The 21,528-nt window shown below is 52.4% G+C and carries 18 protein-coding genes and 2 riboswitches; of the genes, 13 read left to right on the top strand and 5 right to left on the bottom strand.

Annotation, left to right across the window (positions count from 1 at the left end; all coding sequences use genetic code 11):
• The gene (gene gcvT / locus FCN15_RS00090) at positions 1-1,122 is read right to left on the bottom strand and encodes a glycine cleavage system aminomethyltransferase GcvT (protein WP_138492917.1); all 1,122 of its coding nucleotides are present in this window, start codon (positions 1,120-1,122) and stop codon (positions 1-3) included.
• Positions 1,123-1,226: 104 nt separating this feature from the next.
• A riboswitch (glycine riboswitch) is annotated at positions 1,227-1,353 on the bottom strand.
• 3 nt (positions 1,354-1,356) lie between these two features.
• A riboswitch (glycine riboswitch) is annotated at positions 1,357-1,461 on the bottom strand.
• A 250-nt stretch (positions 1,462-1,711) separates the two neighbouring features.
• On the opposite strand from gcvT, the gene gcvH reads away from it, so the two are divergent.
• Positions 1,712-2,104: a glycine cleavage system protein GcvH gene (gcvH, locus tag FCN15_RS00085; protein WP_138492916.1), complete on the top strand. Its 393-nt coding sequence runs from the start codon at positions 1,712-1,714 to the stop codon at positions 2,102-2,104.
• A gap of 182 nt (positions 2,105-2,286) precedes the next feature.
• Here the strand turns inward: gcvH and proC are convergent, their stop codons facing one another.
• The 3 genes from proC to proB all read right to left on the bottom strand — a co-directional run bounded on the left by proC (position 2,287) and on the right by proB (position 5,647).
• Complete coding sequence (gene proC, locus FCN15_RS00080) at positions 2,287-3,147, bottom strand: pyrroline-5-carboxylate reductase (RefSeq protein ID WP_138492915.1); 861 nt, start codon at positions 3,145-3,147, stop codon at positions 2,287-2,289.
• Between the two features lie 102 nt (positions 3,148-3,249).
• A complete protein-coding gene (locus FCN15_RS00075) occupies positions 3,250-4,497 on the bottom strand; it encodes a glutamate-5-semialdehyde dehydrogenase (RefSeq protein ID WP_138492914.1) in 1,248 nt (415 codons plus the stop codon).
• 46 nt (positions 4,498-4,543) lie between these two features.
• Positions 4,544-5,647, bottom strand: coding sequence for a glutamate 5-kinase (proB, locus tag FCN15_RS00070; RefSeq protein ID WP_138492913.1), 1,104 nt, complete (start codon positions 5,645-5,647; stop codon positions 4,544-4,546).
• Positions 5,648-6,198: 551 nt separating this feature from the next.
• Between proB and FCN15_RS00065 the strand changes: the two genes are divergently transcribed.
• Positions 6,199-7,014, top strand: coding sequence for a carbon-nitrogen family hydrolase (locus FCN15_RS00065; RefSeq protein WP_138492912.1), 816 nt, complete (start codon positions 6,199-6,201; stop codon positions 7,012-7,014).
• On the opposite strand, the gene FCN15_RS00060 is transcribed toward FCN15_RS00065, so the two are convergent.
• Entirely contained in the window at positions 7,011-7,931 is a 921-nt protein-coding gene (locus tag FCN15_RS00060; protein ID WP_138492911.1) for a LysR family transcriptional regulator, read from the bottom strand. The two genes, FCN15_RS00065 and FCN15_RS00060, sit on opposite strands and share 4 nt — an antisense overlap.
• Before the next feature lie 198 nt (positions 7,932-8,129).
• Between FCN15_RS00060 and lepB the strand changes: the two genes are divergently transcribed.
• The 11 genes from lepB to FCN15_RS00005 form a co-directional block, all read left to right on the top strand.
• Complete coding sequence (gene lepB, locus FCN15_RS00055) at positions 8,130-8,681, top strand: signal peptidase I (protein WP_138492910.1); 552 nt, start codon at positions 8,130-8,132, stop codon at positions 8,679-8,681.
• 289 nt (positions 8,682-8,970) lie between these two features.
• Positions 8,971-10,395: a 3-isopropylmalate dehydratase large subunit gene (leuC, locus tag FCN15_RS00050; RefSeq protein WP_138492909.1), complete on the top strand. Its 1,425-nt coding sequence runs from the start codon at positions 8,971-8,973 to the stop codon at positions 10,393-10,395.
• 80 nt (positions 10,396-10,475) lie between these two features.
• The gene (gene leuD / locus FCN15_RS00045) at positions 10,476-11,078 is read left to right on the top strand and encodes a 3-isopropylmalate dehydratase small subunit (protein WP_138492908.1); all 603 of its coding nucleotides are present in this window, start codon (positions 10,476-10,478) and stop codon (positions 11,076-11,078) included.
• Between the two features lie 100 nt (positions 11,079-11,178).
• Positions 11,179-11,865: a uracil-DNA glycosylase gene (gene ung / locus FCN15_RS00040; RefSeq protein ID WP_138492907.1), complete on the top strand. Its 687-nt coding sequence runs from the start codon at positions 11,179-11,181 to the stop codon at positions 11,863-11,865.
• A 220-nt stretch (positions 11,866-12,085) separates the two neighbouring features.
• Positions 12,086-13,537 (top strand): N-acetylmuramoyl-L-alanine amidase family protein, encoded by a 1,452-nt coding sequence (locus FCN15_RS00035; RefSeq protein ID WP_162515255.1) that lies wholly within the window; start codon positions 12,086-12,088, stop codon positions 13,535-13,537.
• 183 nt (positions 13,538-13,720) lie between these two features.
• Positions 13,721-15,178 carry an N-acetylmuramoyl-L-alanine amidase family protein gene (locus FCN15_RS00030; RefSeq protein WP_138492905.1) on the top strand — a complete coding sequence of 486 codons (1,458 nt, stop codon included), beginning with the start codon at positions 13,721-13,723 and terminating at the stop codon, positions 15,176-15,178.
• Positions 15,179-15,208: 30 nt separating this feature from the next.
• Positions 15,209-15,850, top strand: a complete 642-nt coding sequence (locus tag FCN15_RS00025) for a GerMN domain-containing protein (RefSeq protein WP_138492904.1) — start codon at positions 15,209-15,211, stop codon at positions 15,848-15,850.
• Between the two features lie 65 nt (positions 15,851-15,915).
• The gene (locus tag FCN15_RS00020; RefSeq protein ID WP_138492903.1) at positions 15,916-18,666 is read left to right on the top strand and encodes an S-layer homology domain-containing protein; all 2,751 of its coding nucleotides are present in this window, start codon (positions 15,916-15,918) and stop codon (positions 18,664-18,666) included.
• Between the two features lie 76 nt (positions 18,667-18,742).
• Positions 18,743-19,420, top strand: a complete 678-nt coding sequence (gene nth, locus FCN15_RS00015) for an endonuclease III (protein WP_138492902.1) — start codon at positions 18,743-18,745, stop codon at positions 19,418-19,420.
• Positions 19,421-19,446: 26 nt separating this feature from the next.
• A complete protein-coding gene (locus tag FCN15_RS00010) occupies positions 19,447-19,725 on the top strand; it encodes an NAD/NADP transhydrogenase alpha subunit (RefSeq protein ID WP_138492901.1) in 279 nt (92 codons plus the stop codon).
• 221 nt (positions 19,726-19,946) lie between these two features.
• Positions 19,947-21,528: dynamin family protein (locus tag FCN15_RS00005; RefSeq protein WP_203232055.1), on the top strand; the 1,582-nt coding region annotated here is incomplete at its 3' end.

Genomic DNA, 21,528 nt, shown 5'->3' with positions numbered 1-21,528 from the left:
TTATTCAGCTCCTTTGGCGGGTTTGGAGTCTCTCTTATAGAACGGAGCCTTAACAACCTCGGCTTTTAATCTTTTTCCGCGAATCTCGACTTCGACTATAGTGCCAAGGGCTGCGTACCGGCTGTTCACCAGTGCGAGCCCTAAATTGCGTTTCAGTGTGGGCGACTGGGTGCCGGTGGTGATTTCGCCAATTCTAACCCCGTCCCCGTACACCAGATAGTGGGAGCGGGGAATGCCGCGGTCGATCATTTCAATGCCAACAAGCCTGCGGGGCAGACCGGCGGCCCGCTGTGCTTCCAAAGCGCTGCGTCCGATGAAATCCCCTTTGTCCCACTTCACGAAAAAGCCTAAGCCGGCTTCCAGCGGGGTAATTTCGGCGGACAGCTCCTGTCCGTAAAGAGGCAGCCTGGCTTCAAAACGGAGTGTGTCGCGAGCGCCAAGTCCGACCGGAACAAGCCCGCGCGACGCTCCGGCGGCAAGCAGGCCTTTCCAGATTGCAGGTGCTTTCTCAGCAGGTGCGTAAATTTCAAAGCCGTCTTCACCGGTGTATCCGGTACGGGAGAGGATGGTTTTTGCGCCAAACAGCTCGGCATCGGCGGCAAACGTGAAAGAGGCAAGCCCGGCAGCGGCTTCTGCGCCGCTTTCAGTCAGAATCTGCTCAGCCAAGGGTCCCTGCAGGGCGATGAGCGCGGTTTGAGCGGAGATATCGGTCATCTGCACGCCTTCAATCAGGTGAGCGCGAAGCCATTCCCAATCCTTCTGAATGTTTGAGGCGTTGACGACAAGCATGTAACGATTTTTCGAAAGGCAGTACACAAGCAGGTCATCCAGGGCCCCGCCATTCGGATAACACATCAGCGAATATTGAGCCGCCCCGGGTTTAAGGAGAGAGACATCGTTGGTCGTCATCTGCTGCAGGAAAGCCAGCGCCTGTTCGCCTTCGACAAGGAATTCCCCCATGTGGGAAACGTCAAACAAGCCTGCCTGCCTGCGCACGGCATCATGTTCTTTCTGAATGCCTTCAAACTGGACGGGGAGCTCCCAGCCGCCAAAATCAATGCAGCGTGCACCCGGAATATCGGCATAGCAGGGATAAAGCGGTGTTCTCATCAACTTTGACATCTTCTCACCTCATGAATTTAGTCCATTCAACCAGCAGCACAAAAAAGGACAGGCCCAAGAACCCGCAAAACGGAGACAATCATCCCGCTTTCAGATTCTGAAGGCTCTGTCCTTGGTACCTGAGAGTGTCCCTAGACTTCTCTAACCGGGCGTCCCGAGGGCGCCGCAGTTCGTGTTCTTAGGTTTCCCCTTGGGTGATCCGGCAGCTGAAATGCCGAATGCTCTCCAGAGATGCGTCCGGTAAAAGTCCTTTTGCCTGAGAGATTCACTCCTTACAGTTGCAGGAGCTTGCTCCTTCGGCGCCGCCGCTTGCGCAGCAATCTCTCCCTTTACGTTCACCCGCTCTTCATACTCTCATTAAAACGGGTAAACCCGAAGGATGTCAACAGAATTATCTTTTAACTTTCGGTTTATTGGGCTAAAATGACGAAAAATGACACCAAGAACAGGGACATGTCAGGAAATAGCTTGGTGTAAGCAATATTGACATTTGACTTTTGCTAGAGAAATGAATAACCTAGATTTGTAAATCCCTGTCTCTCTTAGGCTCGGGTAAAATAAGTTCATGAGAATGGAGCGGAACAAAGCGATGAGTGAAATTAAACAAGGACTTTGGTACAGCGAAGAACATGAGTGGGTGCAGGACATGGGCGACGGAACTGTGCTTGTCGGCATTACGGACTTTGCTCAGGACCGTTTGGGCGATATCGTGTTTGTAGAGCTGCCTGAAACAGGGACTGAAGTGGGTGCGGAAGACGGCATCGGAACCATTGAGTCCGTAAAGACGGTATCCGACTTGTTCTCGCCGGTCAGCGGCACAATTGTTGAAGTGAACGAAGAGCTGACGGATGCTCCTGAACGAGTGAACGGAGAGCCTTTCGGCAGCGGCTGGATGGTCAAAATTAAGTTGTCCGCTTCCCCCGAGGAAGCCTTCGCCAAGCTGCTGAATGCTGAGGCATACGGCAAGCATACTGAAGAATAACAGGATTCCGTATAAATGAAGAGCCGCCCTGATCCGGAAGACGGATTGGACGGCTCCTTTTTGTTTTATGGCAAAAATTCAGCATTAGCGCTATTGCACCGATATCACTGTTACAGCGTATTCGCTAGTGCGTCTATTTTTACCCTAGCGCATAATTAACCCAGTGCCTAGTTAATCGAATGCTAGGAAAGCTCGGCTTCAATGGCCGCGCCCATTTCCCTGGAACGCGAAGCGGCCCGGTGAACCGCCGATTTGACCGCTTCGGTAAACTGATATTGAGCCAGCACCTCAATTGCGGCCTGAGTGGAGCCGTTAGGGGAAGTGATCGCTCTCCGCAGATCAGCCGGCTTCTCGCCGGTCTCCTTCATCATGGATGCCGCGCCCAGCACGGTTTGAACCGTCAGCTCACGGGCCTGCTCCGGAGACAAGCCGCCTTCAATGCCGGCAGCAATCATGGCTTCCATCATGTAGTATACGTAAGCCGGGCCGCTACCGGACACGCCGGTCAGGGTCTCCATTTGAGCCTCCGGAATGATGGAAACCATCCCAACAGCTTCAAAGATGGACAAAGTGCGGCTGCGCAGTTCCGGTGTCACCTCTTCTGAGAATGAAATTCCCGTTGCACCGAGTCCGATCGTGCTTGAGGTGTTCGGCATGGTGCGGGCGATCGGCAGTTTGCTGCCCAGCAGGGATTGGATCGTAGGAATGGACAAGCCTGCAATGACGGAAACAATCAGCTGCCGTTCATGAACAAGCGGGGCAAGACGCCGAATCGCGGCGCCAGCGTCTTTGGGCTTCATAGCGAGAACAATAATGTCTGCTTTGGAGAGAAGCTGATCTTGTTCATCTGCTGCGGAAGAGGTGACTACACCGTATTGCTTGGACAAGAAATCCAGACGTTCGGCATTGCTGCGGTTGAACATTGCGATTTGCCCCGGCTTTGCCGCCGAGGTGGAGATCAGGCCCCGGACGATGGCTTCGGCCATCGATCCTGCCCCGTAGAATACGATTTCTGGTGTCGCAGATGCTGCTGATTCTGACATATCTGAGTACCTCCTGTTAATAAATGTTAGTTCATTTCACCCAAAGTCCTGTTCTTGACCGGTCAAGCGGGATAACAGGTCTGCTGGCCGGCTTTTGTAGATCTAATTCCGGATTTGTCCTGATCCCGTAATCAGATATTTGGCTGAAGTTAAAGCCGGAAGACCCATCGGTCCTCTCGCGTGCAGCTTTTGGGTGCTGATGCCGATTTCCGCGCCGAAGCCGAATTCAAACCCGTCGGTAAAGCGGGTGGAGGCATTATGATAAACGGCTGCAGCGTCCACTTCGTTCAGGAAACGGGCGGCATGCTCTTCATTTTCAGTGACAATGCATTCAGAATGCTTGGTTCCGAATTTGGCGATATGGTCCATCGCTTCCTGCAGGCCGCCGACGATTTTTACATTCAATATATAATCATTATATTCAGTCGCAAAATCCTGCTCGGTTACGGCTTTAGCCTCAGGGAGCAGCTGGCGGGTCCGATCACAGCCTCTCAGCTCGACCCCTGCGGTTTTGAACGCTTCACCCAGAAGGGGCATATAACCTGCCGCAAAATCCTGCTGCACCAGCAGCGTCTCCATCGAATTGCAGACGGAAGGGCGCTGGGCTTTGGCATTAACCGCAATGCGGACGGCCATGTCCGGATTGGCGGAAGCGTCAATATAAGTGTGGCAGATTCCCGCTCCTGTTTCGATAACAGGGACAGTGGCGTTCTGCACCACATGCTGGATCAGCGAGCTGCCGCCGCGCGGAATAATGACGTCCAGGAGACCGTTCAGCTTCAGCATCTCGTCCACGGAGGAGCGGGCCGAATCATGAACCAGCTGCAGCACATCCTTCGGAAGCCCGGCGGCTTCCAGAGCCTGATGGAACAGCTCGGCAATTTTGATGTTGGAGAAGAGGGCAGCCGAGCCGCCGCGCAGCAGCACGGCATTGCCTGTCTTGAGGCAGAGGCCGGCGGCATCAACAGTAACGTTAGGACGCGCTTCGTAGATAATGCCGATTACGCCGATCGGCACGCGCTTTTTCACAATATGCAGCCCGTTCGGACGATCCAGCGTTTCCAGCACTTCACCGACAGGATCAGGCAGCTCCGCAATTTGGCGGAGGCCCTCGGCCATGCCGGCAATCCGCTCCGGTGTCAAGGCCAGCCGGTCAAGCAGGGAGGCGGAGGTGCCGTTTTGTCTGCCGCGTTCCAGGTCCTCGCTGTTCGCTTTCAGGATTTCCTCTGTTCCAGTGATTAAGGCGTCCGCTGCTGCAAGCAGGGCGCGGTTCTTCTGCTCCGTGGTTAACCAGGCAAGCTGAGGGGCATAGGCAGCCGCCAGAGCCGCTTTCTCTTTCACTTCACTCATCACAGTAACCTCCAATCGGCGAATAACGCCGCTTTATTAATGGGATTTACTTCAAAGAAATCCATTCATCACGGTGGATAACCTCAAGCCGGTGGACCAGATCAATCCGTTTGACGACTTCGGCGCTGCTGAGCCCTTTAATCGTATCGAGCTGCTCCGCGTCATAGTTAATGATCCCCCGGCCCAGCGTTGCTTCATCAGGGCCATAAACCTCGACTACATCTCCGGCATGAAAAGAACCCTGAACCCGCTTCACGCCGACCGGAAGCAGGCTGCGTCCGCCGTGAATAAGGGCCTCGGCTGCGCCTTCGTCCACGTACAGGCGGCCAAGCGGCGTTGACAGAAAGCCGAGCCACTGCTTCTTGCGCGGCAGATTCGCCAGCGAAGTGGAGAAGTAGGTTCCGTGCCCGTCCCCGCGTACAGCGGCAAGCATTTCGCCCTCCAGGGTGATCCGGCCGACAAAGACGGGAATCCCCCCGCGGGTCCCGATCCGCGCCGCATCAAGCTTGGAGCGCATGCCGCCTGTGCCGACGCTGCTGCCTGCACCGCCGGCGGCGAGATAGAGTTCATCCGTAATTTCTTCGACTTTGCTGATACGTACCGCTGCCGGATCAATCCGCGGGTCCTTTGTATAGAGCCCGTCCATATCTGTCAGGATGAGCAGGTGATCCGCTTTGAGCAGATTGGCCACAAGCGCGGATAAGGTGTCGTTATCGCCGAATTTCAGCTCGTCGACAGATACCGTGTCATTCTCGTTAATGATCGGAATGACATTCTGCTTGAGCAGTTCTTCCAGCGCCATGCTGGCATTGCCCATCCGTTTGCGGCTGTTAAAATCCGCCCGGGTGAGCAGCACCTGGGCCGAACGCACCCCGTGCCGGGCAAATGCTTCACGGTAGGCCTGCATGAGCAGCGCCTGGCCGACTGCAGCGGCGGCCTGCTTCTCGTGCAGCAGCTTCGGCCGCTGCGCGTAGCCGATTTCCCTGAAGCCGGCGGCGACGGCCCCGGACGTAACGAGCACCGGCTGATAGCCTGCTGATATCAGCGAAGCCAGTTCAGCGGCGAAGAAGCGGGTGGCGCTCTCATTCAGCCCGCCTTCCTCCGAGGTGAGGGAGCTGCTGCCGATTTTGACAACAATTCTATGCAGCATAAGCATTACCTCCTAGATGTTTATTGAAATGTTCACCGGATAAGTCCCGGCGGCTGTGACAGCAATAAAAAAAGCTTCCATCCTTCGTATGCTAATACAAAGGACGAAAGCTTGGCTTCCGCGGTACCACCTTTATTGATGAACAGAACCGTTCATCCGACTCAAGGCCTGTTAACAGCTGGCGGCTGTCCGGCATGAGCCGGCCGTTCGGGGGTAGGGTTCCGCAGAAGTTCCGGTAAATTCTCGCAGCCGAAGGAATTTACTCTCTGAGAACGGAGCTTGTGTCCGCGTACTGGTCCCGTCATCACGTTTCCTAATTGATTTATTGCTAGGATAACACGCACTTTCACACTTTGCAAAGATGAAAATCTGACGAAAGTCCGATAAGAATCCATTCAACAGCGCAGTCTGCCGATTGATTTGCCCACCTCCACAGAGAATTGACTAGCTTACCCGGCCGGCTTATGATGATTACAATTTTGATCAGGTTAGATCAGGCTTGATTAGGTCTTTACAGCTTAGCAGTATAGATATTGAAGGGAGAGAAGCAGATGGCACAGCAGTATCCTGATTATTGGAACCTGGCTCTCATTCAAGCCGATCTTGTGCTGGGAGAGCCGGAGCGGAACCGTCAGCGGCTTGAGGTGCTGATGGAACAGGCGGTCAGCGCGGAAGTGAAGCCGGATGTGGTCATGCTGCCGGAAATGTGGAATACAGGCTATGCGCTTGACCGCATTCAGGAGCTGGCCGACCCGGGAGCAGAAGCGGCAGCGGCCTGGCTGGGCAGGTTTGCGCGTGAGCACGGGGTTCATGTCGTCGGCGGATCGGTCGCGGAGAAAGGCGGTGACGGCAGGGTCCGGAACACAATGCTGGTCTTCGACAGAAGCGGCAGCTTGGTCAGCCGGTATGCTAAAATCCATCTCTTCAGGCTTATGCAGGAAGAGAAACACCTCGCCGAAGGCCGCGAGACGGTAACTTTCGAACTCGACGGGGTGAGGTCAGGGGCTTCCATCTGCTACGATATCCGCTTCCCGGAGCTGAGCCGGACGCTCGCTTTGGCGGGAGCAAAAGTATGGTTCGTTCCGGCCGAATGGCCTCATCCGCGCCTTCACCACTGGCGGACGCTGCTGCAGGCCCGCGCCATCGAGAATCAGATGTTCGTGGCGGCCTGCAACCGCGTTGGGGAGGACCCCGGCAACCGTTACTGTGGCCACTCCATGATCATTGACCCTTGGGGAGAGATCCTAGCGGAAGGCGGGGAAGTCGAAAGCATCGTTACGGGACGGATCGCCCTGCCGCTCGTTGATGAGGTGCGCGGGCGGATTCCGGTCTTCGAGGACCGCCGTCCGGATCTTTACAGGCTTTAATTCGGATCGCCTTCCTTCCAGCGGTCATTAAAGGTTTGTTTAAAGGTGCGGATAAATGCTTCAGCAGCTTTGGACAGATATCTGCCTCTCCGGTACGCAATTACAAGCGTGCGGCTTGGTGCAGGCTCAGCCAGCGGCACATAGGTAGGAATCAGCTCGCTCCGTTTCGCCCGGGCAATAAAGCGGGGAACCAGTGTAATGCCCATGCCTGCCGCAACCAGGGACTGGACGGTCTCGATATTGTTGCTCTCAAATACGACATTGGGTTCAAAGCCCGCTTCCTGGCAAAGGCCTACCGTCAGCTTCCGGAATCCCTGTCCTTTCTTGAGAACGATGAACGGTTCATCGCGCAGCTCTTCAATCCGGACGCCGTCGGCTTCGCTCCGGCCTGCCAGCCGGTGTCCGGGCGGGACAGCGAGGAGGATCCGTTCTTCGCCGATTTCTTCATAAGCCAGCGACGTTTCCTGAAGTGGCAGCGACAGCAGGCTCAAATCAGTTCCGCCGCCGGCGGTAAGCTTTTCCAGATTGAGGGAAGTGTCTTCCAGCAGAGAAATTTGAATCCCGGGAAAAGCCTGCTTAAACTCTGGCAGTACATAAGGAAGCAGATGTGACCCGGTGATCGGCATGCTGCCAACGACTACTCGGCCGCTGCGCATTTGGGAAATGTCGTCCATCTCCTGCCGCAGCTCTTCAACGGCGTCCATAATTCTGCGGGCATGAATGACAAAGCTTTCCCCGGCGTGCGTCAGTTCTACAGAGCTTGTGTTGCGCTGGAACAGCAGGACGCCGAGTTCTTTCTCCAGCTTTGAAAGCTGCTGGCTCAGGGAAGGCTGGGCAATGTGCAGTTTGTCCGCCGCTCTTGAGAAATTCCGTTCTTCAGCAATCTGCAGAGTATATTGAAGCTGTCTGAATTCCATAGTTCCTCCTGGGGTTTTAGTATTGCTTATAATCATAACCTATTACTGAGGCGATATAAATAGCTGTAAGTATAGGAGATGGGATTGCAAAAATCTTACTGAAAGCCGCCAGGAAGACCGGCAAGCCAGCCAGGGAATTTCCCATGTCCTGTTAGTGTGTGCTATAATGACCCCATGTTTAAAGTGGAGGTTGTATGAATGAAGGTGTGGAAGGAAATCCGCGGATGGCTGCTGTCCATCGGGATCGCATTTGTTTTGAGCTTAATTATTGGCATCTTTGTGATTCAGCCTTATAAGGTTGACGGCCATTCAATGGACCCTACTCTGCATGATAAGGAACGTATTTATGCCCAGAAATGGTCGCATACGTTCGGCCAGGTGCCAGACTACGGAGATATCGTCATTATCGACAGCCGTGTGGACCGCTCGCGGTCTTTTATGGATGATTTGAAAGAGCATCCGCTGATTGCACTCCTGACCGGAGAGAACAAGCAGGAAATCTTTTATGTGAAACGTTTGATCGGCAAACCCGGCGATAAGATCGAAATCAAGCAGGGCAAGGTGTACCGCAACGGTCAGCTGCTGGATGAGCCTTACATCAAGGAGCCTATGACGGTTGAACCGGATCAGGAATATGATGTGCCGGACGGGGACGTTTTTGTAATGGGGGATAACCGCAACAACAGCAAAGACAGCCGGATGATCGGCTTTATCCCGCTGGACCACGTTATGGGCGTTAAAGTTCTGTAGCCGGTCCGAAGTTAATAGGACAGATTCATAATCAGGAAAGATCAGGAAAGCTTCTCCAGCAATTGCTTTTGCGGGGGAGGCTTTTTTTAATGCGCTCTAAAATTCTCTCATAAATTCTCTCTATAGTTATTTCCTATGAATGTAATTGTATTTATGTATTTCTCAAATAACCCTGGTGCTTGTTATAGTTATCTTAATCAGTCAGGCAAAAATAATTGATCGGCTCCAGCCGCCACAGCATTTTTGCTTCGGCATTGTACGAATTTCTAAAGAACCAGGAGTGATTGGAATGAGTCAGAAGAAAACGATGTATGAGAAAATTTGGGATAATCACGTTATTTATCAGGAGGAAGGCAAGCCGAGTGTCCTGTACATTGACCTTCACCTGGTCCATGAAGTAACTTCCCCTCAAGCCTTTGAAGGCTTGCGCCTGAACGGACGCAAGGTGCGCAGACCTGAGCTTACGTTTGCTACAATGGACCACAATGTCCCGACGAAGGACCGGTACAATATTACGGACCCGATCTCCAAACAGCAAATCGATACTCTGACTCAGAACTGCCGTGATTTTGGCGTTACTTTGTTTGACCTGGATACGCTTGACCAAGGCGTTGTGCACGTCATGGGTCCAGAACTTGGCCTTACGGCACCAGGCAAAACGATTGTATGCGGCGACAGCCACACTTCAACTCACGGGGCATTCGGGGCTCTGGCATTCGGGATCGGCACAAGCGAAGTTGAGCACGTTCTGGCCACCCAATGTCTGCAGCAGGGCAAATCCAAGACCATGGAGGTCAGATTTGTCGGCAAACGCAATCCTGGCGTAACGGCTAAAGACTTGATCCTCGGCGTTATTGCCCAATATGGTACTGATTTTGCAACCGGTTATGTCATTGAGTATACAGGCGAAGCGATCCGCAGCCTCACTATGGAGGAGCGCATGACAGTCTGCAACATGTCCATCGAAGCAGGCGCGCGTGCCGGTCTGATCGCTCCGGATGAAACAACCTTCAACTACCTGCGCGGACGCCAATATGCCCCTCAAGGCAGCGCGTTTGACGAAGCGGTGGAGGCCTGGGAACAGCTGGCTACTGACGAAGGCGCGGAATACGATACGGTAGTCGAGTTTGATGTCGATTCCCTTATCCCGCAGGTTACCTGGGGCACAAGCCCGGGCATGGGAACCAGCATTTCGGCTGCTGTGCCGAATCCGGACGATTTCTCAAGCGAAAATGAACGTAAAGCGGCCAAACAGGCGCTGGAATATATGGGACTTGTTCCGGGAACTCCAATGTCCGACATCCCTGTGGACTATGTGTTTATCGGCTCCTGCACCAACGGCCGGATCGAGGATCTGCGCGCTGCAGCTTCCGTAGCCAAAGGCTACCAGGTATCCGACAAGGTAACGGCCATTGTAGTTCCGGGTTCCGGACGGGTCAAACTGCAGGCTGAAGCAGAAGGACTGGATAAAATTTTTACAGAAGCGGGCTTTGAATGGCGCGAAGCGGGCTGCAGTATGTGTCTTGCGATGAATCCGGACGTGCTTAAGCCGGGACAGCGCTGCGCATCGACATCAAACCGCAACTTTGAAGGACGTCAAGGACGCGGCGGGCGTACCCACCTTGTTTCCCCGGCAATGGCGGCTGCAGCAGCAATTCAAGGTCATTTCGTAGACGTTCGCGACTGGAACTTCAAAACTGAGGTTGTCAGCTAAGATTGTAAGCTAAGATTGTAAGCTAAGGCTGTCACCTAATTGTGCAGGGCTTGATATTCAAAACAAGGAGAGATTGAGATATGGAAGCTTTTAAAACTTTGAATGGAATCGTAGGCCCTGTGGACCGGGTCAACGTGGATACGGATGCCATTATCCCGAAACAATTTTTGAAGAGAATCGAGCGCAGCGGCTTCGGACAATTTTTGTTCTTTGAATGGCGTTTTGATGAGGAAGGGAACATAAACCCGAATTTTGAACTGAACAAACCCCGCTATAATGGGGCTTCCGTTCTGATCTCCCGTGTCAACTTCGGCTGCGGATCCTCCAGAGAGCACGCGCCTTGGGCGATTCAGGATTACGGGTTCCGCTGTGTCATCGCTCCTTCCTTTGCTGATATTTTCTATAACAACTGCTTCAAGAACGGCATCCTGCCGATCAAGCTGTCTGAGGAGCAGGTTGAGGAGCTGTTCCAAAGAACGGCGAAACATGAAGGCTATAAATTGAACGTCGATCTGGAAAATAAAAAGCTCACCGACGAATATGGCCTTGAATATTCTTTTGATCTTGATGAACACCGCCGCCAATTCCTGCTGCAGGGCCTGGACGATATCGGTCTGACGCTCCAGCATGAAGACCTGATTGCGGAATATGAGGCTAAACATAAAGACCGCCTGTTTGCGTAACCGGAAGAAGGGATTGACAACCCGGGAAGGGGTTCCTCATAATCGACAGTGATTGTTTGCGGGCAGCGACCGCAGCTGCTTGAACGTTAGGAGGAACAACATGTTTGATAACGATTGGGACGAGGTGCTGGCGGAGGAGATCCAGAAGCCTTATTTCCAGGAGCTCCGCTACACCCTGGCCAGAGAGTACAAACAGCATACCGTCTTTCCGCCAAAGGAACTGCTGTTTACTGCACTGAAGCTTACCTCATTCAGCGGTACGCGTGTCGTCATCCTTGGACAGGACCCTTATCACGGCCCAGGGCAGGCGCACGGGCTCAGCTTTTCGGTTCAGCCGGGGGTCCGCATCCCGCCGTCTCTGCAAAACATCTACAAAGAGCTGCACGATGACATCGGGGCTCCGAATCCGGGCCATGGCTCATTGCTGCACTGGGCACGACAAGGAGTTCTGCTCCTGAATGCCGTGCTGACGGTCCGCCAGGGACAGCCCAATTCCCATAAGGGTATTGGGTGGGAGACTTTTACCGATGCCATTGTGGAGAAGCTGAATGAACGGGAGAAGCCGCTGGTCTTTATTTTGTGGGGCAGCCACGCCCAGCAAAAAGGGTCATTCGTCGACCGCAAGCGGCACAAGGTAATCACTTCGCCGCATCCGAGCCCTTTTTCAGCGCATAAGGGGTTTCTAGGGAGCAGGCCTTTTTCGGAAACCAACCGGTTCCTTGCCGAACATGGGGAGAATACGATTGACTGGGTGATTCCGGTGCTTGACCAGCAGCCACCTCAATAGAATTTGCTTCACTTGCAAAATCCGTCCGTCCGGGCGGATTTTTTCATGTCCGAAATAGAGAGAAATGTCTATCACGGGTAAAAATTACCTGTTAAAATGATAGACAAGTGCAGCATTTTGATAGATTCTGTCGCTCCTGATGCAGAAAAAGTAGAATTCATAGAAACGGCGGGGATAACGAATGAAGAAGTACGGATTATCTGTTTTATTACTGCTATTTTTGCTGATTCTTCCTGTAATGAGCCGCGCAGCAGACAATGGAGCACATATCACTCTGGATGGGAAGGAGCTGGAGCTTACGGCAGATGCCGGCATAGAGACGGTAAGCGGTTCCATTATGGTGCCATTACGTCTTGTTACAGAAAATATGGGATACACGGTCGGCTATGATAACCAGACAGAAACCGTAACCATCAACAATGCGGAGTCTACGATAAAGCTTGTTGTAGGAGAAGCTACAGCGGAAGTGAACGGAGCTCAGGTGCCGATGCTGGTTCCAGCGAAGTTTAGCGGCGATGGAGCCAGTAAAGCCACGCTAGTACCGCTGCGGTTTGTAGGAGAGCAGACAGGAGCCCAGGTCGGCTGGGACAATAGAACGAAAACAGTATACATAACATCAGCTGCGCAGGACAATCAGGACACGGTCCTGACTGCAGACGGCAGCTCGGAAGGCGCTGAAGCAGCTCCGGCTTCCGCTGAATCGGACAGCTCTTCACAGCTTACCGGATTAAGTTTTGGAGAAGGGCGTCTCATATTGGCTGTAAAGGGCGGGGTAACTCCTTCGGTATTTAAAATGAGCTCGCCGGATCGAATTGTGGTGGATTTAGCAGATACGTCCTTTTCCGAAGACTTCAGCAGCAGCCTTCCTCTCAGCGACACTTTAAGCGGAAAGATTGATATCACCGAGATTTCACAGGTACAAGATGTCCGTTACGCGCTGTTCAGCCGGGATCCGGATGCCGTGAGAGTAGTCCTGGACTTGAGTGGTCCGGCGGACTATCAGGTGACCGATGACAAGGACGGCCTTATTACGATTGATTTAAATACCAGCTCAAGCAGCACGGCAGGGACTCAGCAGACCGGCGGCGACGACCAGCAGACTTCTGCACTACCAGCAGCCAGCGGCAAGAAGATTGTCGTGATTGATGCCGGGCACGGAGGAACCGACTCGGGTGCCGTCAGTTTAAACAAACGGCTTGAGAAGGATTTTACACTGGCAGCCGTGTTGAAGCTGCAGCAAATCCTCGAACAGGACAGCGGGCTGGAGGTCGTCCTGACCAGAAACTCGGACACCTATCCGATGCTGCAGGACCGGGTGAAGCTGGCCAACAGCATAAATGCCGACGTGTTTATTTCAATCCACGGCAATATCAGCCCGGATGGAGGCACGGGCCCGAACGGTGTAGAAACTCATTATACCCTTAACAGAAACAGTGAAGCTCTAGCTAAGGTGATGCAGAAATATCTGGTGCAGTCCAGCGGAATGGCCGACCGGGGGCTGAAGACCGGCAACCTGTATGTCACGAAGAATACGAACATGCCGGCAGTGCTTCTGGAATGCGGCTTTCTGAGCAATCCGAAGGACGAGGCGGCCATGTACTCAGACGAGTTCCAGCAGCAATTAGCCGAAGGCATAGCGGCAGGAATTAAGGAATTTTTGGCAGCCTCTTAAATGCTGCGAGAAATGAAGCAAGGGCTCATTCAAGCGTCCTATTCTATTTAATTCCACTGAAATTGCCATAATTTACGCAACTTTTGATAGATTATGGCGTCTAAATAGTGAATCTGTTGATGTTCCAGCGTGTCTGGAGCGGCATTCATCAGGAACCACAAAATAAGAATGGAAGGGTGAAGAATGAAGAAATTTAGTTTTTTAGTCATTTTGTTTCTATGCGTGTTGGCTTTTCCATTGACAGGACATGCTGCTTCAAACGCAACGCATATTCTCCTGGATGGGAATGAGATCGAGTTAAGTCAGGACAGACAAGTCCAAACGGTAAACAACAGCGTGATGATTCCGATTCGTGTCGTCGTAGAGGAATTAGGGTTTGACGTAGATTGGGACAGCAAGACAGGCACGGTAACGATAAAGCAATCCGATAGTGAAATTAAATTGCTCCTTAACAGTTCTACAGCCACAGTAAACGGCCAGACGGTTAAACTTAATGCTGCAGCTTATGCGCAGAACGGTACTACCTTTGTTCCGATCCGTTTTGTAAGTGAACAGATGGGACTCGGAGTAAACTGGGACGGTACAACCAAAACGGTGAGCCTGACTACTCAGAGCTCCGGCAGCGGAAGCGCTGCATTGCCAGGCAGCAACTCGGGGAGCAGCAATTCCGGCACAAGCGGAACGGTGACTTCTCCAAGTACGCCAAGCACGACTCTCACCTCTTTAAAAGGGATCAGCTTCACCGACAACCAGCTCATCATGGCTGTAGATGGACAAGTCAGTCCGGTCACATCGACGCTGACTAATCCGGATCGTATTGTCATCGATCTCCCGAATGTTCAATTTGCCTCAGATTTTTCGTCCAGCTATCCGCTCGACAGCAAACTGAACGGCGCGATTGCGGTGACGGAATATCCGGATGTCTCACAGATCCGCTATTCCTTATTTAATAGTGCGCCGTCCACAGTACGCGTAGTCATTGATTTGAATTATGCCAAAGGTTTTAAAATGACCAACGCAGGAGACGGCCTGGTCATTATTGATCTCAATCAGGAATCAGCTTCCACTTCTGCTTCTGCTTCCAAGCCTTCCAGCAGCTCCGGCAAGAAGCTGGTAGTCATTGATGCCGGACACGGCGGTTCGGACCCTGGCGCCATCAGCGTGACAGGCCGTAAAGAGAAAGATTTTACCCTGGCAGTTGTGCTTAAGGTGGAGAAGCTTCTCCAAAACGAGCCGAACATTGATTATGTGCTGACCCGCAGCGGGGACACCTATCCGACACTTTCGGACCGCTCTAATCTGGCTAACAATCTGAAGGCAGACGTATTTGTTTCAGTGCACGGCAACAGCGGGGCTGCTACGGCCACCGGCGTTGAAACCTACTATACCCGCAGCGGTGAAAGCCTCAAGCTGGCTAACATTATGCATAAATACCTTGTAAAATCTTCAGGACTGCCAGACCGCAAGGTCCGTCAGGCGAGTCTCCATGTAACGAGAGAGACCACCATGCCGGCTGTACTGCTGGAATGCGGGTTCCTCAGCAATAAAAATGACGAAGCCAAAATGTACTCCTCGGCTTTCCAGCAGAAAGTAGCAGAGGGAATCGTAGCCGGTATCAAAGAGTATCTCGGAATTGATTAAGGATTTTTGTGAAAGAAGGCAGGTGTATCCGTGAATAAAAAACACTGGACGATCTTGTTGAGTCTGCTGTTAATGGCAGCAATCGCAGGCTGCGGGCAAAAGCCTGCAGCCGCTCCTGCAACCAGCGGTGATATTGCTTCGGCTAACGGTGCAGCTCCGGCGGAGAGCGAGGATTCACAGAATGGAGATGGAACTTCTGAGACCAGCAGCTCCACGGTGCCAGAATCTCCGGCTCCTTCCTCTTCTGAAGAAGCGGCTTCAACGGATGAACAAATAACCGAAACAATCAAGCTCTATTATGCAGATCAGGATTTTGTGGACTTAAAGGAAACAACCCGGCAAATTCAGTTCGAAGATTCTGAGGATTCGGCTGGCAAGTATAAAGCGGCTTTTGAAGCCCTGCAGGACAGCACGGATAGCGGTTTGGTTTCTTTGTGGGCGAAAGTCCAGCTGCTCAGCGTTAAATTTGCTGATGGCGAAGTAACGATTGACATTCATTTGCCTGACGAGGCCCGCTTAGGGTCAGACGGGGAACTGATGGCGCTGGAGTCCTTGCAGAAGACCATGTTCCAATTTAATGAAGTGACAAGTATTGAGCTGCTCGTAGATGGACAACAGCTGGAAACCTTAATGGGCCACGCTGACCTGCTTCACCCGATGACCCGGGAATAGCAGGAGTCTTCGCCTGGTCCGGCGAACCACAGTAAGGTGAACATAAGCCAGAAGGGGAGACTTGGATGATTCAGAACAATAAGTCAAACAGAAATTTGAAGCGCACGGCAGCTACACTGCTGCTTACTTTAACTTTTCTGACCAGCGGGACGGCGGCATTCGCGGCCGATGAGACAGCGGCGGCTGCAAGCACCGATACTGCCAGCACTGCTGCAGCGGTAAGCAGCACGGCGTCGACGGCGCTGTTCAGTGATGTAGCTGACGGTTTCTGGGCAGAGAAGCATATTTACAAACTCGCTTCTGAAGGCATTATTTTGGGAGACAACGGAAAATTCCGCCCAAGTGATTCGATCACCCAGCAGGAAGCAGTCGCTTTGGCCCTGCGTTTTATGAACGTAACAGATCAGCTGGATGAAAGTGCGAAAGCTCCTGATCAGCTTGAGGCAACCGCTTATTTTCAGCCTTATGTTGCCCTTGCCGTCAAGGACAAGCTAATTGACACCGATGAAGAAACTGCGGCTACAGCTTCGGGAGAATCGTGGGGGACCAAGAAGGCAACTCGTGAATGGGTAGCCAAGCTTATCGTGCGTGCCCTTGGCAAAGAGTCCGATGCTGAAGCAGCTGCCGGCAAAGGAACCACTTTCGCCGACAACGCTACCATTTCGGCGGATGCACGAGGCTACGTGAATGTGGCCATCAGTCTGGAATTAACAAATGGAGTTGACGGCAATCGCTTTGATCCGTTAGGAAGCGTAACCCGCGCCCAAATCGCCACCTTCTTCAGCAGAGCGCAGGCGTATATTACGCCGGGATACTCTAATGTATATGAAGGGGTCTTGACCTCGATCGGCAGCAGCGGGCTGACTCTTTATACGGATGGCCAAAGCCGCAGCTTTACACTTGACAGCCGCATGGTATATTACACAACAGATTCCGATACGAAAGTCGCCCAAAGCGATGTTGAAGCCTATACCAAAGTGATGGTCATTGAAAAAGCAGGAGCTGCTGCTTACTTGGAAGTCACAGACTCTGCGCAGCAGCTGGAATCCATTGAAGGCACACTGCTTCGTGTATTGTCTGGCAATAAACTGCTGCTCCTCGTAGGAGAAGACGCCGAAACTTACACTTATGATGATTCGACGCTGTTTTACGATCAGAACGGAAACGCCATTCAGCCGGAAGATCTGACAAACGACAGTACGATCGAGCTGAAACGGGAAACCTTTACGGCCGACAAGAAACCGGTTGTGGTGAATGTGAAGTCGGGCATCGTGAACAAGACTGCCAGCGGAACCGTGGAGGATGTGGATACGAGCACCAAAACGATTACGGTTAAAGAATCGTCAGGAAATGTAGACAAGCTTGTACTTGATGGAACCGTAAAGATATTGTATCAAGGCCAAGTAATTGAGCTTGCAGACTTGAAAGCGGGCTCCGAAATCAGCTACACGATTAAAGATAACGCTGTTATCAGTGTAGAAGTAACGCAAAGTGTTGAGCGCACCGTAAGCGGGACTTTAATCAGTCTTGAGAGCGGCAAGCTGCTGACTTACAAGAAATCAGACGGCACCTACGCCACGCTCCAAATTGCGGATGACGCTGCTGTTTCGATTGATGGCATTACAGCACCAACGTTATCCGATCTGATCGCTGACGTTAATGGTGGAGATGAAGTTGAGCTTACCCTGGACGGCGATGGTGTAATTACCAGCATTGATGTGCTGGGACGCCAAGCAGAGCAGCTGTCTGAGGTCAGCGTTGTTCAGTACGACAAAACACGCAAGCTGTTAACCGTTGTAGACAGCGATGACAACCCTTATGTTCTTCAGCTGGACGATGATACGGCAGTTCAGTATGACAGCACTACTCCAACACTGTCCGGTCTTGAGTCCCTGCTGACCACGAATCGTGTAGTAACATTGACAAACATTGGAAAGAAAGTGCTGTCGATCAGCGTCATCTACCAATATGAAGGCAGTTTTGTAAGTGTTGATACCGCCAGCAAAAATCTGGTGATCGTTGATGCAGCTGGTAAGACGAGAGAGCTTTCTTATACGAATGCCTCTATGCCTGTCTATATTTACGGTAAAGCAACCGCCACTTTGTCGAGCCTGAAAAAGGGTGATTCCATCAAGGCTGTGCTGAGCAGCAGCCAGGATGCTGTGCAAAGCATTAACGTCCAAACTGCAAAGCAGTTTGAGATAACCTCGGTGGATACAGCAAACAGCCGGCTGACTGCCGTTTTAGACGGGGTTACGCAAAGCTTCTATGTAACGAACGCTTCTCTGCTGGACGATAGCGGAGCAGCTATTAAAATCGCTGACTTGCAGGCAGGGGATTATGTTAATGTTACGTTTGACGGAACAACGGCTTCTACCGTGCAAATTGCCAAGCTGACCTATGGGGTAGTGACAAGCGCTGATGCCAGCTCTGTTACCTTAGATACCTTTAGCGGTACAACAACGACTATTCCGGCGGCTGGGACCGTGAAGGTTGTCCGGGATTCCGGAACAAGCTCTTCCTTGTCCTCCTTGACAGCAGATGATCATGTGCTTGTGCTTAAAGATGCCGACGGCTCTACCATGGTTAAGGTGTTAACGGCTTTAGACCGTACTTATTGGTATTATGATTCTACTTCAAAAGTGGTCTATGTCAAAAAAGATACGCTTTCGGACACGAATTACCGCTTTAATTTGGACTCAAATGTATATATTCATCAAGGAGACACGACTTTAGTCGTGCAATCGCTCCAGGAAAATGATAATATTGTATTGTATTTCAACGGGGACAAGCTCGTCGAAATCGTAAAACAATAACATTTTCTTAAGATTCACCGTCTTGATGCGGGATCTTCCCGCATCAAGATTTTTTTTGCGCCGGGAGGAAAGAAAGATGAATGCAGCTGGTGTCAGACATATATTGGAGACGATTGGAAATATGTTTCCGGATGCGAAATGCGAACTGAATCATGCCAATGCTTTTGAGCTGACCATCGCCGTCCTGCTCTCAGCCCAATGTACGGATGCAACGGTGAACAAAGTTACCGCCGACTTGTTCAGGAAGTACAAATCGCCGGCTGATTATACTGCGGTGCCGCTTGAGGAATTGGAGCATGACATCCGCAGAATCGGGCTGTACCGGAATAAAGCCAAACATATTCAAAGTTTGTGCCGGATTTTGATCGAGCAGTATGGCGGCGAAGTACCAAGCGAACATGACGAGCTTGTCAAATTACCTGGTGTAGGTCGAAAAACCGCTAACGTAGTGGTATCAAATGCTTTCGGCGTTCCTGCAATAGCCGTGGATACCCATGTTGAACGTGTAAGTAAACGGTTAGGGCTTGCAGGGTGGAAGGATTCTGTCCTGGAAGTGGAGAAAAAGTTGATGAAGCAGGTGCCAAAGGAGGAATGGACGCTTACTCACCACCGGCTGATCTTTTTCGGCAGATATCATTGTAAGGCCCAGAATCCGCAGTGCCAGGTCTGCCCGCTTCTGGATGTATGCCGGGAAGGCAGAAAACGTATGAAAACGATGCAAGTCAGGAAAGATAAAGAAATCAATTCCAAATGAACATTGATAGTAGAGGATGAGACCCCATGAGATGTATTTCTGTTTATACGGACAATTTTGAACTGTTCTCCGATATGTTTGAGGACGTTCTTGCGCTTCAGCTTGGAGAGAACGATGAGCGCGAAGTCGAAGGAGTTACGGTAAGTGATTCAGGTGAGGTTCCTGACCATTATATTGAACGCATGTCCGCCAAGCCTGAGGTAGTAGTGATGAAAGACAAAACCAGAGGGATCACGATCTTCCAGCACGGCAAAGTGTTTGAAATTTTGCTGCCGACTGAAGAAACAGCGGAAGTATTGGGTTAAGAATTCATAATGAAAGCAGGCCATGTGCCGGCAATGAAGAGCAGGCTGGGAGTCAATCTCCCGGCCTGCTTTTTTATGTGCTGGACGTTCAGGTGTGCTGTAGACGAGCAGGGGAAGCAGATAACTTTCTCCACAGGGTTCCCGGGCGGAGCATCCAATGATAAAATGAGGATGCTTTACATATTGCAGATTTCAGGATGCGGAAGGCAGGTAACTTATTTATGAAACCGATTACAGTATCTTTGGAGCAGGACCTGCAGCATCGGCTTGGACAGCTGGAGGAACAGCTTCGAGCCGATCAGGATCAGCAAGCGGAACAAGTCATTCAGGAATTAAAACATAAACTGTCGAAGCAGGAGCTTGTGGTGGCCTTTTGCGGCCATTTCTCAGCAGGAAAATCAAGTCTGATCAATACTTTGTGCGGCAAGCGGGTGCTGCCATCGAGTCCGCTGCCTACCAGCGCTAATATTGTCATGATCCGGAACGGGGAAGAACGGGCTTTGCTGACGTCAGCGGATCAGGCACGCACCCTTGAGGTTCCGCTGCAGGAGGCGGCTGATTACTGCCGGAATGGAGAAGATTTTACCCGTGTCGAGCTGTGGGAGCCATTGGAGCTGCTCGGCGCTCACGGAGTTTTATTGGATACGCCTGGGGTCGATTCCAACGATGCAGGACATGCGATGGCGACACATTCGGCTCTGCATTTGGCGGATGTTGTTTTCTATGTGATGGACTACAATCACGTCGGCTCGGAGACCAATTTGACGTTTGCCAAATCCCTTTCCGATTATGGAAAACCGGTCTATATGGTGGTTAATCAGATCGACAAGCACAGAGAGGAGGAGCTGTCCTTCCGTGCTTATCAGGCCTCGGTCAGTCAAGCGTTTGAAATGTGGAATGTGAAGCCTGCGGGCATCTTCTATATATCACTGAAAGAAGCGGGCCATCCTTATAACGCTTTAGAGATGCTTAAGAAGACGGTCTCCGGGTTGTTCAGAGACAGCGGGAACCTGCTGGCTTACAGCACTTACACGGCCGCTTCCCAAACGGTCAAGGAGCATTTGAACCGGATCGCCCAAACTGAGATGGAGGAACGCGAGGGTCTGCTGGAGCAGTCCGGCGGCGAGCTGCAGATTCAGGAGCTGGAGGCGGAACTGCAGGAGATCAGCGGCGCTTCGGTTCACAGCGGCAGGCGGGAGCTCTTTAGACAGGAACAGCTGGCGCAGATCGGCAAAATGCTGGATAACGCCCAGCTGATGACGCCTTCCCTGCGGGAGCTGGCAGGGCTGTATCTGGAGAGCCAGGCGCCGGGTTTTAAGGCGAAAGGCTGGTTTGGCGGCGGAAGCAAAACGGCTGCTGAGAAGGAGAAGCGGAGCAGTGAGTTCTTAAGGGCTTTAGCGGAGCAGACGGAAGCCCAGGCGGATTGGCATGTCCGGAACGAGCTGCGACGAATCGGACAGCATCTGGAGCTTTGGGACGAGCAGTGGGAGGCAAAGCTGGAGGATTGGATGCCGCGCGCGGAGGAGAGCTGGATAACGGAGGCGCTGCCAAGCGGGGCCGTATGGTCCGGCGAATCGACGCTGCACTATGCGTCTGCGGTCGCCGCAGGCGTTACCGCCAGGTTCCGCCGTGCGGCTGCCGAGGCGATCGAGGCGCTGATGGCGGCCCCGTCGCCGCTGCGGCAGCGTGAAGCCGCAGCGGCGGCGAAGCGGCGCGCCGAGCTGGAGGCGCGCCTGCCTGCCGCCCGGCGTCTCGCGGAGCTGGACGCCGACGCGGCCGCGCGCGAAGCGCGCTGCGGCGCGC

Source organism: Paenibacillus pinistramenti, from assembly GCF_005869875.1.
In the GTDB taxonomy this organism is placed as follows: domain Bacteria; phylum Bacillota; class Bacilli; order Paenibacillales; family Paenibacillaceae; genus Fontibacillus; species Fontibacillus pinistramenti.
This window is presented reverse-complemented; position numbering and strand designations above follow the sequence as displayed.

Bases quoted from the DNA above. Each gene is read 5' to 3' on its own strand.
- FCN15_RS00010 (WP_138492901.1), top strand. From the start codon at position 19,447: ATGAGATGTATTTCTGTTTATACGGACAATTTTGAACTGTTCTCCGAT.
- FCN15_RS00030 (WP_138492905.1), top strand. From the start codon at position 13,721: ATGAAGAAATTTAGTTTTTTAGTCATTTTGTTTCTATGCGTGTTGGCT.
- leuC (WP_138492909.1), top strand. From the start codon at position 8,971: ATGAGTCAGAAGAAAACGATGTATGAGAAAATTTGGGATAATCACGTT.
- nth (WP_138492902.1), top strand. From the start codon at position 18,743: ATGAATGCAGCTGGTGTCAGACATATATTGGAGACGATTGGAAATATG.
- proB (WP_138492913.1), bottom strand. From the start codon at position 5,647: ATGCTGCATAGAATTGTTGTCAAAATCGGCAGCAGCTCCCTCACCTCG.
- ung (WP_138492907.1), top strand. From the start codon at position 11,179: ATGTTTGATAACGATTGGGACGAGGTGCTGGCGGAGGAGATCCAGAAG.
- FCN15_RS00065 (WP_138492912.1), top strand. From the start codon at position 6,199: ATGGCACAGCAGTATCCTGATTATTGGAACCTGGCTCTCATTCAAGCC.
- FCN15_RS00020 (WP_138492903.1), top strand. From the start codon at position 15,916: ATGATTCAGAACAATAAGTCAAACAGAAATTTGAAGCGCACGGCAGCT.
- leuD (WP_138492908.1), top strand. From the start codon at position 10,476: ATGGAAGCTTTTAAAACTTTGAATGGAATCGTAGGCCCTGTGGACCGG.
- proC (WP_138492915.1), bottom strand. From the start codon at position 3,147: ATGTCAGAATCAGCAGCATCTGCGACACCAGAAATCGTATTCTACGGG.
- gcvT (WP_138492917.1), bottom strand. From the start codon at position 1,122: ATGTCAAAGTTGATGAGAACACCGCTTTATCCCTGCTATGCCGATATT.
- FCN15_RS00060 (WP_138492911.1), bottom strand. From the start codon at position 7,931: ATGGAATTCAGACAGCTTCAATATACTCTGCAGATTGCTGAAGAACGG.
- FCN15_RS00075 (WP_138492914.1), bottom strand. From the start codon at position 4,497: ATGAGTGAAGTGAAAGAGAAAGCGGCTCTGGCGGCTGCCTATGCCCCT.
- lepB (WP_138492910.1), top strand. From the start codon at position 8,130: ATGAAGGTGTGGAAGGAAATCCGCGGATGGCTGCTGTCCATCGGGATC.
- gcvH (WP_138492916.1), top strand. From the start codon at position 1,712: ATGAGTGAAATTAAACAAGGACTTTGGTACAGCGAAGAACATGAGTGG.